At 40.8% G+C, this 16373-nt stretch carries 8 protein-coding genes; 3 read left to right on the top strand and 5 right to left on the bottom strand.

Annotation, left to right across the window (positions count from 1 at the left end; translation table 11 throughout):
- The first annotated feature begins 4 nt into the window (after positions 1-4).
- From DX873_RS06015 to DX873_RS06005, 3 genes are read left to right on the top strand one after another with little or no spacing between them, the layout of a single operon-like run.
- Positions 5-2437, top strand: coding sequence for a YfhO family protein (locus DX873_RS06015; protein WP_116183585.1), 2433 nt, complete (start codon positions 5-7; stop codon positions 2435-2437).
- Positions 2438-3721, top strand: coding sequence for a glycosyltransferase family 4 protein (locus tag DX873_RS06010; RefSeq protein WP_116183584.1), 1284 nt, complete (start codon positions 2438-2440; stop codon positions 3719-3721).
- Entirely contained in the window at positions 3706-5166 is a 1461-nt protein-coding gene (locus tag DX873_RS06005) for an oligosaccharide flippase family protein (protein WP_116183583.1), read from the top strand. Before DX873_RS06010 ends, DX873_RS06005 begins: the two co-directional genes overlap by 16 nt.
- Positions 5167-5216: 50 nt before the next feature.
- Here DX873_RS06005 and DX873_RS06000 read toward each other — a convergent pair whose 3' ends face one another.
- The 5 genes from DX873_RS06000 to uvrA all read right to left on the bottom strand — a co-directional run bounded on the left by DX873_RS06000 (position 5217) and on the right by uvrA (position 16268).
- A complete protein-coding gene (locus DX873_RS06000; RefSeq protein WP_116183837.1) occupies positions 5217-6395 on the bottom strand; it encodes a hypothetical protein in 1179 nt (392 codons plus the stop codon).
- A gap of 115 nt (positions 6396-6510) precedes the next feature.
- Positions 6511-8445, bottom strand: coding sequence for an OmpA family protein (locus tag DX873_RS05995; protein WP_116183582.1), 1935 nt, complete (start codon positions 8443-8445; stop codon positions 6511-6513).
- Between the two features lie 11 nt (positions 8446-8456).
- Positions 8457-9446, bottom strand: a complete 990-nt coding sequence (locus DX873_RS05990; protein WP_116183581.1) for a PorP/SprF family type IX secretion system membrane protein — start codon at positions 9444-9446, stop codon at positions 8457-8459.
- A gap of 20 nt (positions 9447-9466) precedes the next feature.
- Entirely contained in the window at positions 9467-13132 is a 3666-nt protein-coding gene (locus tag DX873_RS05985) for a gliding motility-associated C-terminal domain-containing protein (RefSeq protein WP_116183580.1), read from the bottom strand.
- Between the two features lie 355 nt (positions 13133-13487).
- Positions 13488-16268, bottom strand: a complete 2781-nt coding sequence (gene uvrA, locus DX873_RS05980; protein WP_116183579.1) for an excinuclease ABC subunit UvrA — start codon at positions 16266-16268, stop codon at positions 13488-13490.
- Positions 16269-16373: the final 105 nt, after the last annotated feature.

Genomic DNA, 16373 nt, shown 5'->3' with positions numbered 1-16373 from the left:
ACCCATGAATCTTTCTCCAAAGGCCATTATCACCCACATTTGTGTAGTAGTTCTTTTTGCGGTTGCTGCTTTGGTCTATTTCTATCCTGTGATGCAGGGCAAGGCTATTTTTCAATCAGATATAGCCCAGTACAAAGGAATGTCCAAGGAACGAAACGACTACAAGGAGTTGAGTGGAGAGGAATCTTACTGGACCAATAGTGCCTTTGGAGGTATGCCCACCTATCAGCTTGGAGCAAATTACCCGCATGATTACGTGAAGAAACTGGACAGACTAATTCGCTTTCTTCCAAGACCAGCGGATTATCTTTTTCTGTATTTGGTAGGGTTCTATATCCTAATGCTTTGTCTGAAAGTTGAATACAGATTGGCCATATTGGGTGCACTTGCTTTTGGTTTTTCTACCTATTTGATCATTATATTGGGAGTAGGGCACAATGCAAAAGCCCACGCCCTTGGCTATATTCCCATGGTGCTCGGAGGTATTGTATTGGTGTTCCGAAAGAAATATATCTGGGGATTCATTTTAACGGCTTTGGCCATGGCCCTGGAAATTAGTGCCAATCACTACCAAATGACCTATTATTTTATGTTGTTGGTATTGTTGTTGGGACTTGTTCAACTGATCTATGCCATAAAAGAAAAGAAATTGAAGCACTTTTTTGCTTCAGTGGGTATTTTGATTCTAGCGGTAACGCTTTCCATTGCCACCAATGCAACCGGATTATTGGCTACCAAAGAATATGCAGATTGGAGTACCCGGGGCAAATCTGAGCTGACCATTGATCCAGATGGTAGCCCCAAAGAAGTTTCCAACGGATTGGATTACGACTATATCACCCAGTATAGCTACGGAATAGCCGAATCCTTAAACTTGTTTGCTCCCCGTTTATTCGGTGGGTCCGGAAATGAGGATTTGGGCAAGAACTCCAAAGCCTATGAATATTTAACGGGTCAGGGACTTTCTCCTACCAAAGCATTGGAACTGTCTTCCGGCTTGCCCTTGTATTGGGGCAATCAACCCATTGTGGCTGCACCTGCCTATGTGGGGGCCATTGTGTTCTTCTTGTTTGTTTTAGGGCTTTTCCTGGTGCAGGGTAAAAAGAAATGGTGGTTTTTAACAGGAGCTATTCTTGCACTGCTTTTGTCCTGGGGAAAGAATTTTCCGGGATTGACCAATTTTATGATAGATTATTTCCCGTTGTACAACAAGTTTAGGGCCGTATCTTCTGTTCAGGTGGTATTGGAGCTTTGTCTTCCGGCTTTGGGAATTTTGGGTCTGCGGGAGGTCTTTAGGTCTTCTATAAAGAAAAAGGAGAAATTGAAGGCGCTCAAATGGAGTTTCTTCATTACCCTGGGATTGGGAGTTTTTATTTTCCTATTGAAAGGATTTTTGGATTTCGAGGGGCTTAGGGATGAAACCTATCGTGGTTATTTTGGTGATGAACTTATGATCATGATTCAACGTGATCGAGAAGCGGTTTACATTAATGATACCATTCGTTCATTGATATTTGTGGCTCTTGCCGCGGTTGCCCTTTGGTTTTTTATCAAGGAAAAAATCAGCAAAAACATTTTGGCAGTAGTGCTGGGCGTACTGATTTTGTTTGATTTGGTCGGAGTGGCCCTACGTTATGTAAACGAGGACGATTTTGTACGTCAACGCCAGGTGAACACCCCGTTTCAGGCCAGCCAAATAGACCAGCTGATTCAACAAGATGATGCTGTGTTCAGGGTTTTTGACCCCCAAGAGGGGCTGAATGGTGCCCGAACCTCTTATTTCCATAAATCCATTGGAGGATATCATGCGGCAAAGCCTAGAAGACTTCAAGAGCTTTTTGAATATCATCTGTTTCAAAATAACCTACAGGTGCTGAACATGTTGAATGTTAAGTACGTCATTCAGCAGGACAATGAAGGAAATTCGTTTCCAGCGGTGAACGATGATGCCAATGGCAATGCCTGGTATGTGGAGCGGTTGGTACCGGTCAATTCTTCCAATTCTGAAATTCAGGCCTTACAGGATTTTGACTCCAAGCAAGAAGCGGTAATCAATACCGAGGAGTACCCAAGGGTAGTTAAACTCAGTTATACGGTTGATTCACTTGCGTCGGTCAACTTAGTGGATTATCGACCCGATTACCTAAAATACCAATCTTCCAATTCTGATGAAGGATTTGTGGTCTTTTCGGAGATGCATTATCCTCATGGTTGGAATGCTTCAATTGATGGAAAACCTGAACCGTTTTACAAAGTAAACTATGCTTTGAGGGGTATAAAGGTCCCAGCGGGTAAACACACCATTGAATTCAAGTTTGAACCCGAGGTAATCCAAACAGGGAGTCAGGTGGCACTTGCCGGTTGCTTGGTTTTGGGTCTCGTAATTTTAGGTGGAATAGGATATTCATTCCGGCCCAAAAAGTCCAAAAAAGCGTAAATGCAAAAGGTATTGGTCATAGCATATTATTGGCCTCCTGCTGGCGGACCTGGGGTACAACGTTGGCTAAAATTTACAAAGTATCTCCCTGAAATGGGCTTTGAGCCCATAGTATACGTTCCTGAAAACCCAAGTTATCCCATTGTGGATGAAAAGCTTTTGGAGGAGGTTCCCGAGGGCATAAAAATAATCAAACAGCGGATTCAAGAACCTTATGCTTGGGCTTCGCTCTTTTCAAAAAGTAAGACCAAGACGATCAGTTCGGGAATCATTTCAGAAAAGAATCCCTCTTTTTTGGAAAAACTCCTGTTATGGATACGAGGAAACCTTTTTATTCCAGATGCGCGTAAGTTTTGGGTAAAGCCTTCTGTTAGAACGCTATCTAAAATCATTCAAGACGAAGAAATAAAGATTGTAATTACTACAGGACCGCCACATAGTTTGCACTTAATAGGATTGGAACTCAAAAAAAGCCACCAATTGGATTGGATTGCAGATTTTAGGGATCCATGGACCTCTATAGGGTATCATAAAAAACTTAGGCTGTCCAAGTCGGCCCAAAAAAAGCACAAGAGACTTGAAAAACTGGTGCTTTCTTCAGCAGATAAAATTTTGGTTACCAGCAATACCACAAAAAAGGAGTTTGAAGCGATTACCACCACACCTATACAGGTAATTACCAACGGTTATGACAATGAATGGGAGCCTACGGAGTTGGATAAGGATTTTACCATTAGTCATATTGGTTCCTTGCTGACGGGTAGAAATCCGAAGGCATTGTGGAAAGCCTTGAGTGAATTGGTCTTAGAAAACGAGGAGTTTAAAAAAGTGCTCAAAATTCAATTGGCCGGCGTAGTAGGGGAGGAAGTGTTGAAATCTTTGGAAGGCTTGGGCTTAACTCCTTATTTGAAACACTTGGGATATCTGTCCCATAATAAAGTTTTAGAACTTCAACGGAAATCCCAAATACTTCTGCTACTGGAAATAGATACCGAAGAGACCAGGGGCATTATACCCGGAAAGCTTTTTGAATATTTCAGTGCAAAAAGACCTATTTTGGCCATTGGCCCTACCGATTGGGAGGCCGGGAATATGATAAAAACTGCCAACGCTGGTATCGTAGGTTCGCATAGCGATACGGATACGGTAAAAAGTGTACTTTTAGATTGGTTTGATAAATACAGGGTTCAGGAACTGAATTGCATGTCTAAAGACATTGAGAAATACCACAGAAGAGAGCTAACCAGGGCCCTGGCAAATTATATTCAATGGGAATTGTCCTAAAACAGTCCATAAAAAATGTTGTTGTTACCTACTCCGGATTTCTCTTTGGGGCAATCAACACTTTGTTTTTGTATACCCATATATTACCGGATGAATATTTCGGCCTCGTAACTTTTATTCTAGCTTCTGGAGCAATATTGATGCCGTTGATGGCTTTTGGGGCACACAATACCATGGTTAGGTTTTATAGTAGTTGTGAGGAGAAGGACAAGGATGGTTTTCTGAATTTGATGTTGTTGATTCCCTTATTGGGAATTCTTCCACTTGTTTTATTGTTTTTTTTCTTCTACGAACCCCTTGGCGACTTTGTCTCACAAATCAATCCCATGGTGAAGGATTATTTGTGGTATGTAGTTTTGGTCGGTTTTGCCATGGCCTATTTTGAGGTGTTCTATGCATGGTGCAAGGTGCAACTGAAATCGGTTTTTGGAAATTTCATGAAGGAAGTCTTTGGTAGGATAGGAGTTTCTGTACTGTTATTGCTCCTTTATTTTGATGTGATTTCTTTGGATACGTTTTTCATCTGTTTGGTGGGGCTGTACTTGTTGCGGACCATAATCATGAAGATTTATGCGTATAGTCTGCGATGGCCTAAGTTAAAATTCAAATTTACCCCAAATACCAGGGAGGTTCTGTATTATTCCATGCTGATTATCCTAGGAGGTTCGGCTGCGCTGATTCTACTTGAAATTGATAAGGTGATGCTCAATCAATTCATCAAAATTGAGAATGTGGCCTATTATGGCGTGGCCGTATATATTGCTACGGTCATTATAGTTCCCTCTAGGTCCATGCACCAGATTACCTACCCTTTAACGGCCGAGCTTCTGAACTCAGGCAATTATTCTGAATTGAAAACCCTTTATCAAAAAACGTCATTGACATTGTTCATTGCCTCTGGGATTCTTTTTGTTTTAATCATTTTAAACCTTAATGACCTGTATGATTTGCTTCCCGAGGCATATAGGAATGGGTTCTATATTGTTTTATTGATAGGACTGGCGAAGGTGCTGGATTCCCTTTTGGGCAACAACAATTCCATTCTCTTTAATTCTAAGTACTATAAGACGGTTTTGTTGTTTGGAATTTGTTTGGCGGTACTGACTATAGTTCTCAATTACCTGTTGATTCCAAAACTAGGGTTGGAAGGAGCTGCCCTGGCCAGTTTTATTTCAATTTTTGTTTTCAATTTGACCAAAGTGGTCTTTGTGAAGTTAAAATTTGGGTTTTTACCATTTTCCAAGGCTACCTTCAAGGTTCTGGGGACATTGATTTTTCTCTATGTTCTTTTCAATTTGTTGCAACTTCCCTTTCATCCTATAGCAAATATTGCTTTAAAATCTGCAATGATCGTGGTAACGTATTTGGGAATTCTTTTTCGATTCAATATTTCCGAAGATGTATCTGGAGTGCTCTCCAAATGGTTAAAAAGAAAAACCCCGTAGCGGATAAATCCAACTACGGGGTAAACAACTAACCAACCTAAAAACTATCTTTATTGCCTTCTGGAAGTACTTCTTGTTCGAGTTCCAGAATTTCCACTTCTTCTATAATTTGTATTTCCAGAGTTTCTTTTAACAGTACTTTTTGTACTTCTGGAAACAGACCTTTTGGGAGTATTTCCCCTGGTAACAACAGCCCTACTTGATTTGCCTCTTGTTTGTGGCTTTTTGTAGGTACTGGTTCTACTACTTCTTGTAACTGTTTTACGGTTTGGAGTAGAGGTTACCTGTCTTCTAGTAACCGTTTTCTTTTGAGGTGATCGGGTCACCTGTCTCTGGGTTACGGTTCTATTTCCACGGGATACTGCATCTCCTTTTCTATAATTGTTGTTACGTTTTACCGTTCTTTTAGTTCCTGCATCTCTCCTGACCGTATTGTTGCTTCGGGAAACTGTATTTCCCTTTTTGTAATAGTTTTGTCGTCCAACTGTACGGTTGTTTCTTCCATAGTCACCTTGGTCTCTTCTGACCCTATTGTTTCTTACAGCAACCCTTTTATCATTTCTATAGATGTTATCCCTTCTATGGCGATAATCATTTCTATATGTCTTGCCAATTCTGGTATAAGCCCTTCTATGGTTATACCTATATGGTCTATAGTAGGTATATCTTACAGGGGAGTAATACCTTCTATATGGTCTGTAGTATACATTACAGAATCCAACAGCAGGTCTGGCAAAATACCTATGAAATGGTCTGTAAACATAATGTCTGTTATAAATGTTTATGAACCCTGTATAATGGCTGAATACTCCACCATTGTAATAAACATGCAATCCACCTAAACGTCTTACCCTACCATTTCTGTACCAGATATCCACTCCACCAATTTGATTTACACGACCGTAATAATCATAATAGATGGGAATGTTTTCCACTTGGATCACAGCACCATAATCATCGTACTGTACATAGGGATTGTAGTTATACCCTGAATTGAAAGTAATGCCTACATTTCCAATACGGGCACCAACACCAACATTGACCCTGTTATCCATGTAGAAATCAAACTCGCCGTCGGGGTACACTGAAAAAGTTACCCCATTTTCTACAAAAATGAATGAGTTTCCATATCGATACGCACTGGTTATGAAAGCGGTATCTTCTTTGGCCGCTTGGATATTTGGAACACCCAAGAGCACTGCTGCTATAATGAGTACTAACTTTTTCATACTATAAGGTTTTAAGTTCCAGATGTAATTATTTACATCCAACCAAATAATATCAAGCAGCGTGCCAAAAAAATCAAGAAAAGAATAACTATTTGTTATTCAGGTAATTATTGAATTAATTTTGAATAATGAACATTGACCTTCTATTTAACTGATGCTGATTATCTGAGCATCTTACCCCGTTTGAGCACTCGTTCAACAATTGGGTTTCTCCATACCCTTTTGCAGAAAGGCGGTTTCTTGATATACCTTTAGCTACTAACCACTCTAAGGTTGCAGTTGCCCGTTTTTCAGATAACCGTAAGTTAAAGTCGGCACTTGATCTTGAATCTGTATGAGACTCGATATGGATGGTTAGCTCCGGATATTGTTTCATGGCCTCCAGGATTTTAGCAAGTTCCACCTCGGCATCGGCTCTTATGAAGTGTTTGCCGTAATCAAAATAGATGGGTTGCAGGTTCAATCTACATCCAAGATCATCTATAGGACAATCAGGTGGTATTAACTCCAGATCAATCTGAAGAACTGCAGTTCCCCTTGGGGTTGTTACACTTCTTTCATTGGGAAGATAATCTTTGTATTCCGCTTTTACAATGTATTCCTTATCACAATCTATTGGTGCATTGAAGTTATAATTCCCGCCGGCATCCGTTGAAACCGTATTCAAAACCACACTATTCCTATCCATTAATACGACACGAGAATTTTCAAGAGGTTTTCCTGTGCTGGCATCTGAAATGATACCTTGAATGTTGATTTTACCACAACTTTGCACAACTTTGTAGATATCATCGGAACTACTTCCTTTGATTCCTCCTCTATTTGAGGAAAGATAACCTAATTGCGTATCTTCTTTGAAGATAAAGCCAAAGTCGTCCTTATTTGAGTTTATAGGTTTTTTTAAATTGGTTACCTCCTCAAACTCACCATTTTTATTTAACGAAATTGCAAAAATATCAAGCCCACCTAGTCCTAAATGCCCATCACTTGCAAAATACAGGTTGTTATTTTTACTGATGAATGGAAAAGTCTCTCGAGCTTCTGTGTTGATTTCTGGTCCTAGGTTTACCGGGTCTCCATAGAGCATATGGTTTAGGACATCAACATACCAAATGTCAGATTGCCCATGTGTCCCCGGCATGTCTGATGAGAAATAAAGTTTTTTTTCGTCCGGGCTTAAAGCTGGATGCGCAACGGAATATGAGTCACTATTGAATGGAAGTTCTTCGACATCACCCCAAGAACCATTTTTCTTTTTCACGGCCTTATAGATTTTTAGGCTCATAAGTTTCTCCTTGTTTCTTTTTTTCTTTCCGTTTATGTAGTTGTTTCTGGTAAAATAGATTGTGCCACCATCTTTAGTAAAAGCTGCGGAGGATTCATGAAAAGGAGTATTGATTTCTCCTTTAAGTGGTTCTGGATTTGCTAGTTCTCCATCTTTTCTTATTTCAGCTTCGTATAGATCTAAATAGGGGAGACCGTTCCACTGATGAATTTTGTTGCCTTTGGTATTGCTGGATGATGAAGCGTAAACGATTTTATCCATATAAAAGGAAGGTCCAAAATCTGAACTGGATAAAAGCTTTGTTGCATTGACCACATCAAACTTTTCAGACTCAAAATCGATTAAACTGTCCAGCGACGGGTAGTTGGCCATGAAGTTTTGGGCTATGACAGAATTGGCCGACTTGCTTGCAAATTCTCCCATCATTTTTTTTGATTTCTGATACTCTCCAATACTTTTTAGACTTTGGGCAACCCTATAGTAATATATGGATTCTATGTTATTGGGGTATTTCCTTATTAACCACTCATACCATTTCACCGCTTCCGTGTATTCACTATTGAAGTAATAAGTATCTCCCAATTTCTTGTATACTTGCGGTGAATCATATCCTTCTTTTACTATGTTTAAGTAAATCTCACGGGCATCGATATAAGCGAACGTATCGAATTCCTCATCGGCTTTTTTTAGGGTTGACTTTTGAGCGTTTAGAATGTAAAAATTTAAAAATGTAATCAGTAGTACTAACAAAGTGTTTTTTGACATTGGGAGGTATTTTAGAAAAATCGTGGTGTAAGTATCCTATCCGATTTATTGAAAATATCGAATCTTAGAAAAGCTTCATAGGATCCATTGCTATAGTCCTTGATGGCCGTTGACTGGTAATCATAGGCCAGACCCACGAAAATAGATCTATTGACCTGAAAACCCACCAACCCACTCAGGGAAGAGTTCCAACGGTAGGAACCTCCGAGAGCCAGTTTTTCACTAATTAAAAAATTGGCGGACATATCCCATTGTAATGGAGCGCCGCTAACAAATTTTACAAGCGTGGCCGGTTTAAACTTTAAGCTGGGTGACAAATCAAAAACATAACCCATGATATAGAAATAATGCAATCGTTCCACTGCAATATTTTCCAAATCTTGATTGTTTAGGGAAGCCTCGTCAAAATGTTTTGAATTCAGAAAATTTGGAACAGAAAAACCTGCATAGAATTTTTGGGTATGAAAGTAAATACCAGCTCCAACCTGAAGTTGAAGTTCATTGTCCACAGTAGTTTGAAAGAATGGATCATTGGGATCGAAGATGTTCAATTTTGAATAATCCACGTCCAACATGTCAGCCCCAGCTTTCAATCCAAAGGACAACTTGCTAATGTTCCTTCTTGCCAGTTGAATGGAGTAGGAATAGTCCACAACTACGTTTGATTCCATTGCTGGTCCAATTTGATCATATACAATAGATAACCCGAGCCCCATATTTTTATATAAACCAATTGGAGTATTAACGGAAAGTGTTCCAGTTTGTGGAGAACCATCCAGGTTGATCCATTGTGTTCGTCCTAGCATACCAAAACTTAACACCTCCCTTGACCCAGTGTATGCAGGGTTTACAATTTGTGTATTGTACATGTATTGGGTGTATTGAGGATCTTGTTGAGCTTTAATAATATTGGAAATGACTAGAAACAAGAGCACAACCAATTGATTGATTATGCTTGAATGGATTTTGTTTTTTTGAAAAAGTCTGATTTTTACTTTCATCAAGATGTTATTTGGATGTATTAATCCCGGTTGATATAGATATAGCCAGAGTAATTTTCCTGTCCAGGATTTTCATTGGGAAACGTCAATATGTAGAAATAGGTTCCACTAGGAAGCGTCCTTTCCTTTAAAATGGTTGCCCTCCCTTCAGAAAATCCTTTGAAAAGATTGTTTTCAAGACCATATCCTTCAGTTTCATAGATCAGAACACCCCATCTATTGAATATTCTCAAGGTATTATTGGGATAGCTTTCTATACCATCTATTCTGAAGTAATCGTTGATGCCATCCCCATTTGGGGTGATTCCTGTGTAAATCTCAAAATTCGGATCATCATCATCGGTGCTACAGGCGTCCATTGGTACTATGGTAATGGTGGGCTGGTCTTCGTCAAGGCTGTTATCATCTGATAAATCCAAAACTTGGGCATCCAGTCCCACGGGCTGGGCGGATACCCTAGCTTGGTTCTCGACCTTTCCTTGATCAATGTCCAATTGGATAATGGCGTAAAGACTGCTATAGGTCCAACTTTCTCCTACCGAAAGTATCCCATCGTTGCCCTGATCACTTGATGTGTCCAAAGAAATCACTCCACTCAACATTTCATCAATTATTTCCACTGAATCCAGGTCCAAGCTGCCATTATTGGTCAAAGTAAAGGTGTATAAGATGCTTTCTGGACACTCATCCGAGTCCGTATCCGTAAGCACTCCTTCCTTTATTAATCCCAGACGGGCGGAACCATAATTGCAGGCATCACCGGGCACGATTGTATTGGCCATAGCGTCCTGTGTAATGGTGGCGTCACTGCCCACAGGCTGGGCGGTCGCGGTAGCTTCATTATCCACAGAACCCTTATTGATATCCTGTTGGATCAAAGCATATAGGGCCTCGTAGGTCCAGCTCTCTCCTTGGGAAAGTATCCCATCGTTCCCCACATCACTGGATGAATCTGGAGTCAGCTCTCCACCGAGAATCCCATCTTCCACCTTTACCTCTTCCAAATCCACACTGCCAATATTGGTCAAGGTGAATGTGTAGAATATACTATCGTCACATCCATCTTGATTGACATCGATGAGGGTACCTACCTTGATCAGATCGAGGCCCGCAGCACCATCGGTACAGGCATCATTGGGAACAAGGGTGTTGGCCGCGGTATTTTGCGAAATGGTGGCATCAAATCCCACAGGTTGGGCAGATACAGTAGCTTGGTTATCCACGGAACCGTCATCGATATTTTGTTGGGTCAAGGCGTAGAGGGCTTCGTAGGTCCAGCTTTCTCCCACGGAAAGTATGCCGTCATCACCATTATCACTTCCCGGGACAGGGCCTGAAAGTTCTCCCCCCAAAAGTTCATCTTCCAAGGTAACTGAATCCAAGTCCACACCTCCGGTGTTGGTGACCGTAAAGGTGTATCCGATGGTTTCAAAACAGTCATCTTGGTCAATATCCACCAGTGTTCCTTCCTTGAGCAGTTCCAAATCAGCCGCACCGTCTGTACAGGCATTATTGGGAACAATGGTATTGGTGGGGTCATTCTCAGCAAGGCTATTATCATCGGAATCATCCTGCACCTGGGTATTCCCGCCCAGTGTTTCTGCGGTAACAGAAGCTTGGTTCATTACAAAACCATCATCAATATCTTGTTGGGTCAGGGCATACAGTGCGAAATAACTCCAACTTTCACCCACGGATAATAGGTCATCGTTTCCTTCGTCGGTGTTTGGATCAGGGCCGGGAACTTCTCCCCCCAAAAGTTCATCATCTTTCAGTATGATCGGTTTCAAATCTGCATCCCCGGTATTGGTCAGGGTAAACTCATATAGTATGCTTTCTGGACAGCCATCTTGGTCAATGTCCACAAGACTACTTTCTTTGATCAGACCAATGGATGGGGTCTGGCAGCTTGAAAGATCAACGGTGGTATCACCATCTTCGTTTACATCGAAATCATGGGATAGATCTTCCACCGATAAACCTGGAACCCCTATAACGTCAGCGGTAACACGGGCTAGATTATCAACAAAACCGAGATTAATATCCTGGATTTTAACGGGGTAGGTGGCCGTATAGGTCCAGGTTTCATCCAAATCCAAAAAGGTATCATCGTTGAGATCCCCTTCGGGACCTTCTATAGTGAGGGGAATATCTAGATCTTCAAGTAGAACATTTTCCAGTACTTGATCATTGCTGCTTTCATTGGTGACGGTAAACGTATAGGTAATGGAGGTACAGTCTTCATTGAGCACACCTGTTTTTATCAATCCGATGATAGGCATACATTGGGAGAGATCAGTCACTGTTGGGCGATCTTCTTGCAAATTCTCGTAATCCGAAAGATCTTCTACAGTTATAAGTACGGGCCCTTGTAAATTAGCGGTAACATAAGCTCGGTTCTGCACCTCACCGCTGGTGATATCGTCTGCGGTAATAATATAGGTAGCTGTATAGGTCCAGGTTTCCCCGGAACCCATAAGGCCATCATCACCAAGATCCCCTTCTGGACCCACAAAAGCAAGGGGTAAATCAAGACTTGACAACGTCACATCTCCAAGGGTTTGATCAACCCCACTTAGATTGGTTACTGATGCCCTATATTCAATAAGGGCACAACCCCCATCTTCCCCGAAACCGTCTTTGGTCTTTGCGGTCAACAGGAGTCCTATTCTTGGAACACATTCTGGAATGTCAATAATGGTAGGCCGATCTTCAGAATAATCTTCAAAATCTGAGATATCAGAACCAATTATATTGGTATCCAATGAGGAGCTAGCTGTTACATAGGCTTGCCCTTCTACTTGCCCTTCCAAAAGATCCTCTGCGGTAAGGGGATAGCTGACCTTGTATACCCACTCTTCATTTGGGTCCAAGGACCCAAAATTGATAATATCCCCTTCAATAGGTCCTCCTGCAATGAATCCCCCTATGTTAGTGTCATATACTTCCACTGACTCAAAGCCTTCGGCTGGGTCACCATTGTGGGTCACCAGAAAAGTATATTCAATAAAGGCGCATCCACCGTCTTCTCCTAAAACATTTTTGCTTTTCCCCGTTTTTATAAGTGCCAATCCATATGTACAGGAGGATAAATTTGTTCTTGTGGGAAAATTGTCGTTTATATCAAACCCATGGGAAAAATCCTTTACGGTAACCCCAGGCTGTCCCACCACTTCTGCTTCCACATAAGCGGAGTCCTCCGCTTGATCAATGGCTTTTTCGCTGTCCAAGATCTTCCTTGTGGCATAGAACGACCAGGTTTCATTGGTTTCTAGGATGTCATTCCCGTTGTCATCACCTGTAAAGGAATCTATGGTTATGTCCGGTCCAAGATCTATCGTAGTAATGTTCAAGGATTCACCATTGGTGCTGGTATTGTAAACATCAACTTTTATATTTATATAAGAACAGCCAGGTGAGCCTCCAAAAAAGTCGGTTGAGGTTGTAGTAAGAATGGCCGCAATTCCTGGGGCGTAGTAGCTGTTGCTTTCCAGGAATTCTTTTGATGTGATCTGAACAGCCCGATTTGCCCAATGACCAGCGTTGTCCAAAGAAACAGTTTTGATGTTATTATGTATTGTAGTGTTCCCTGCACTGGTAAAAGTGATCAAGAGTAAAAGAAACACTAGGGTATAATTTATATGGTTTCTTTTGTTTTGGTGCGAATACGATTTGGAGAGTTGCATAGCTTGAATGTTTGCTGAGGCTATAGTTTTTATGAAATAGGGCGAAACGATAAAACCAATTTTTATTGAACTGGACCTTCAATGGAAATGCCCTGTAATTAACATTTCAATGTTTCTTTTTTTTTCCAATCAGTATGTGAAAAGAAAATCAAGGATTTCAGTCAATTCCAATATTCTTTAATCAGCAATATTATGCCCATGATTGGTTTTTGGGCTTTCTGGATTTATGAATAGCACTGGTAAATTGATGGAAAGGGGATTTGGATTGATGGAGAATCAACCTTTTTGTGAATTCTTAAGGTACTTTTTGTGTGGAAAATATGTACTAAAAAATCAATTTTAGAGGGGGGGGGAGTTAAGTGATTTTATCTTTAAGATATTTTGCCGTATGTGAATTTTTATTTTGAACAATTTCCTCTGGAGTGCCCTCTGCAACCAAATGCCCGCCATTTTCCCCTCCTTCAGGTCCAAGGTCAATTAAATAATCGGCACACTTGATGAGTTCAATGTTATGTTCTATGACAATTATAGAGTGTCCTTTACTAATTAATTCATCAAAAGATTTGAGCAGTTTTTTAATATCGTGAAAATGAAGCCCCGTAGTTGGTTCATCAAAGATGAACAGCGCTTTTTCTTTGGTATTCCCCTTAACAAGGAAAGATGCCAGTTTAATTCGTTGTGCCTCTCCACCAGAAAGGGTAGAGGAGGACTGACCTAAGGTAACATAACCTAAACCAACATCCTGTAAGGGCTGTAGTTTGTTTACAATCTTGTCCTGTTTGTAGGTTTTAAAGTGAGCAATGGCATCATCAATGGTCAAATTAAGGATATCATCAATGTTTTTTCCTTCAAACTGGACTTCGAGAATTTCTTTTTTAAAGCGTTTGCCATTACAGACATCGCATTCTAGGTGAACATCGGCCATGAATTGCATCTCCACCGTGATTTCACCTTCCCCCTTACATTTTTCACATCGACCTCCATCTACATTGAAAGAAAAGTGCTTGGCTTGATAAGCACGTAGTTTGCTCAGTTTTTGAGATGCAAATAGCGCTCTGATATCATCATAAGCCTTTATATAGGTTACCGGATTAGAACGCGAGGAGCGACCAATGGGATTCTGATCTACAAATTCAACATGTTTTATATGTGAATATTTGCCCTCAATAGCGGTAAACTGACCTGCCTTTTCCCCATACCCTCCAACTTCTTTGAGAATTGCGGGGTAAAGTATTTTCTTGACCAAAGTGCTTTTTCCACTCCCGGATACCCCAGTCACCACGGTCAACACATTCAAAGGAAATACAACATCAATATTTTTAAGGTTGTTCTCCCTGGCTCCGTTGATTTGTATATAATGCTTGGAGTTTCTACGTTCAGAAGGAACCTCTATTGCCTTGGTCCCGTTGAGGTAATCGGCGGTAAGAGAGTTGGCCTTTAAAATGGCATCGAGGGTTCCTGTAGCTACCACTTCTCCTCCAAGTGTTCCCGCTTCCGGGCCTATATCGATTACCTCATCTGCCGCTTTCATGATATCTTCATCGTGTTCCACCACAATTACGGTATTACCCAAATCCCGAAGGGATTTCAAGACTTCAATCAGATTTTCGGTATCCTTTGGATGCAATCCAATGCTTGGCTCGTCCAGAATATACATGGAGCCAACTAAACTACTTCCCAGCGATGTGGCCAAATTAATGCGCTGACTTTCACCTCCAGAAAGCGTGTTGGACTTTCGGTTGAGCGTCAAGTAACTTAATCCGACTTTACTCAAAAAATCAAGTCGGGTAGTGATTTCTTTAAGCAACCTATTGGCAATCTTGGAGTCATGACCTGAAAGTTTGAGCTCATTGAAAAAGGGAATCAGCTTTTTTATGGGCAGTTCGATCAAATCGGAAATGGAATATCCTCCTACCTTTACATAATTGGCTTCTTTACGGAGACGTTTTCCCTTGCAGACAGTACATTTGGTCTTTCCACGATATCTGGAAAGCATTACCCTATTTTGGATTTTATAGCTTTTTTCCTCTAAGAGACCAAAGAACCGATGAATCCCAGTAAAGTGTTGGTTGCCGTCCCATACCAGTTGTTTTTGCTCCTCACTTAGTTCATACCAAGGCTTGTGAATAGGAAAATCAAATTTATAGGCGGAATTCACCAACTGATCTCTATACCATGACATACTTTCACCACGCCAAGGAAATATGGCATTTTCGTAAACGGAAAGGGCAGTGTTGGGTACAACCAAATCTTCGTCAATACCTATTACATCTCCGTAGCCTTCACATTTTGGGCATGCACCGTATGGGTTGTTGAAACTGAAAAGATGTACATTGGGTTCCAAGAACTTCATGCCATCCATCTCAAACTGGTTACTGAAGGTTTTAACTTCCTGGTTTTCTAGATTCTCAATGGTACATTGTCCCTTTCCTTCAAAAAAGGCATTGTCCACTGCGTTGGCCAATCGGTTATAAAAATCTTCATCATCTTTAATGATGATCCTGTCCACTACAAGATCAAAAACCCGCCCAATATCCTCGGGGACGTTATCAATTCTAAGTACTTCTCCTTTATACTTTATACGCGCATATCCCTGCTTAGAAAAAAGCTGCAAAGATTTTAGGGGGTCTCGGTCTTCTTTTAAATGAATGGGAGCGAGCAATAATAGTTTGGTACTTTCCTTAAATTGTTTTACGTAGTCAATAACATCAGTGACCGTATGTTTTTTTACTTCGTTTCCAGAAACTGGAGAAATGGTCTTCCCGATTCTGGCGTATAACAACTTTAAATAATCATAGATTTCGGTGGTGGTCCCAACAGTTGATCTAGGGTTGGTGGAATTAACTTTCTGTTCTATGGCAATAGCAGGAGCTATACCTTTTATATAATCTACCTTAGGTTTGTCCAATTTTCCCAAAAACTGCCTCGCATAGGACGATAGGCTTTCTACATACCGTCTTTGTCCCTCGGCATAAAGGGTGTCAAAAGCCAAACTTGACTTTCCAGAACCGGACAACCCTGTTATTACCACAAGCTTGTTTCTTGGGATAACAACATCTATATTCTTAAGGTTGTGCAACTTGGCACCTTTTATGATAATATTCTGCTTTGGATCTATGTTGGTAAGGGTGGACATTTGTTAAAATTAGGGTATCAAAGATACAATACCCCACACTTAATACGTATATTGTATCAGTTAACATCTAAAAATGCCCAAATCACAACATAGTTTTTTTACGGG

Origin of the sequence: Flagellimonas nanhaiensis, from assembly GCF_003382275.1 — a bacterium.
In the GTDB taxonomy this organism is placed as follows: domain Bacteria; phylum Bacteroidota; class Bacteroidia; order Flavobacteriales; family Flavobacteriaceae; genus Flagellimonas; species Flagellimonas nanhaiensis.
This window is presented reverse-complemented; position numbering and strand designations above follow the sequence as displayed.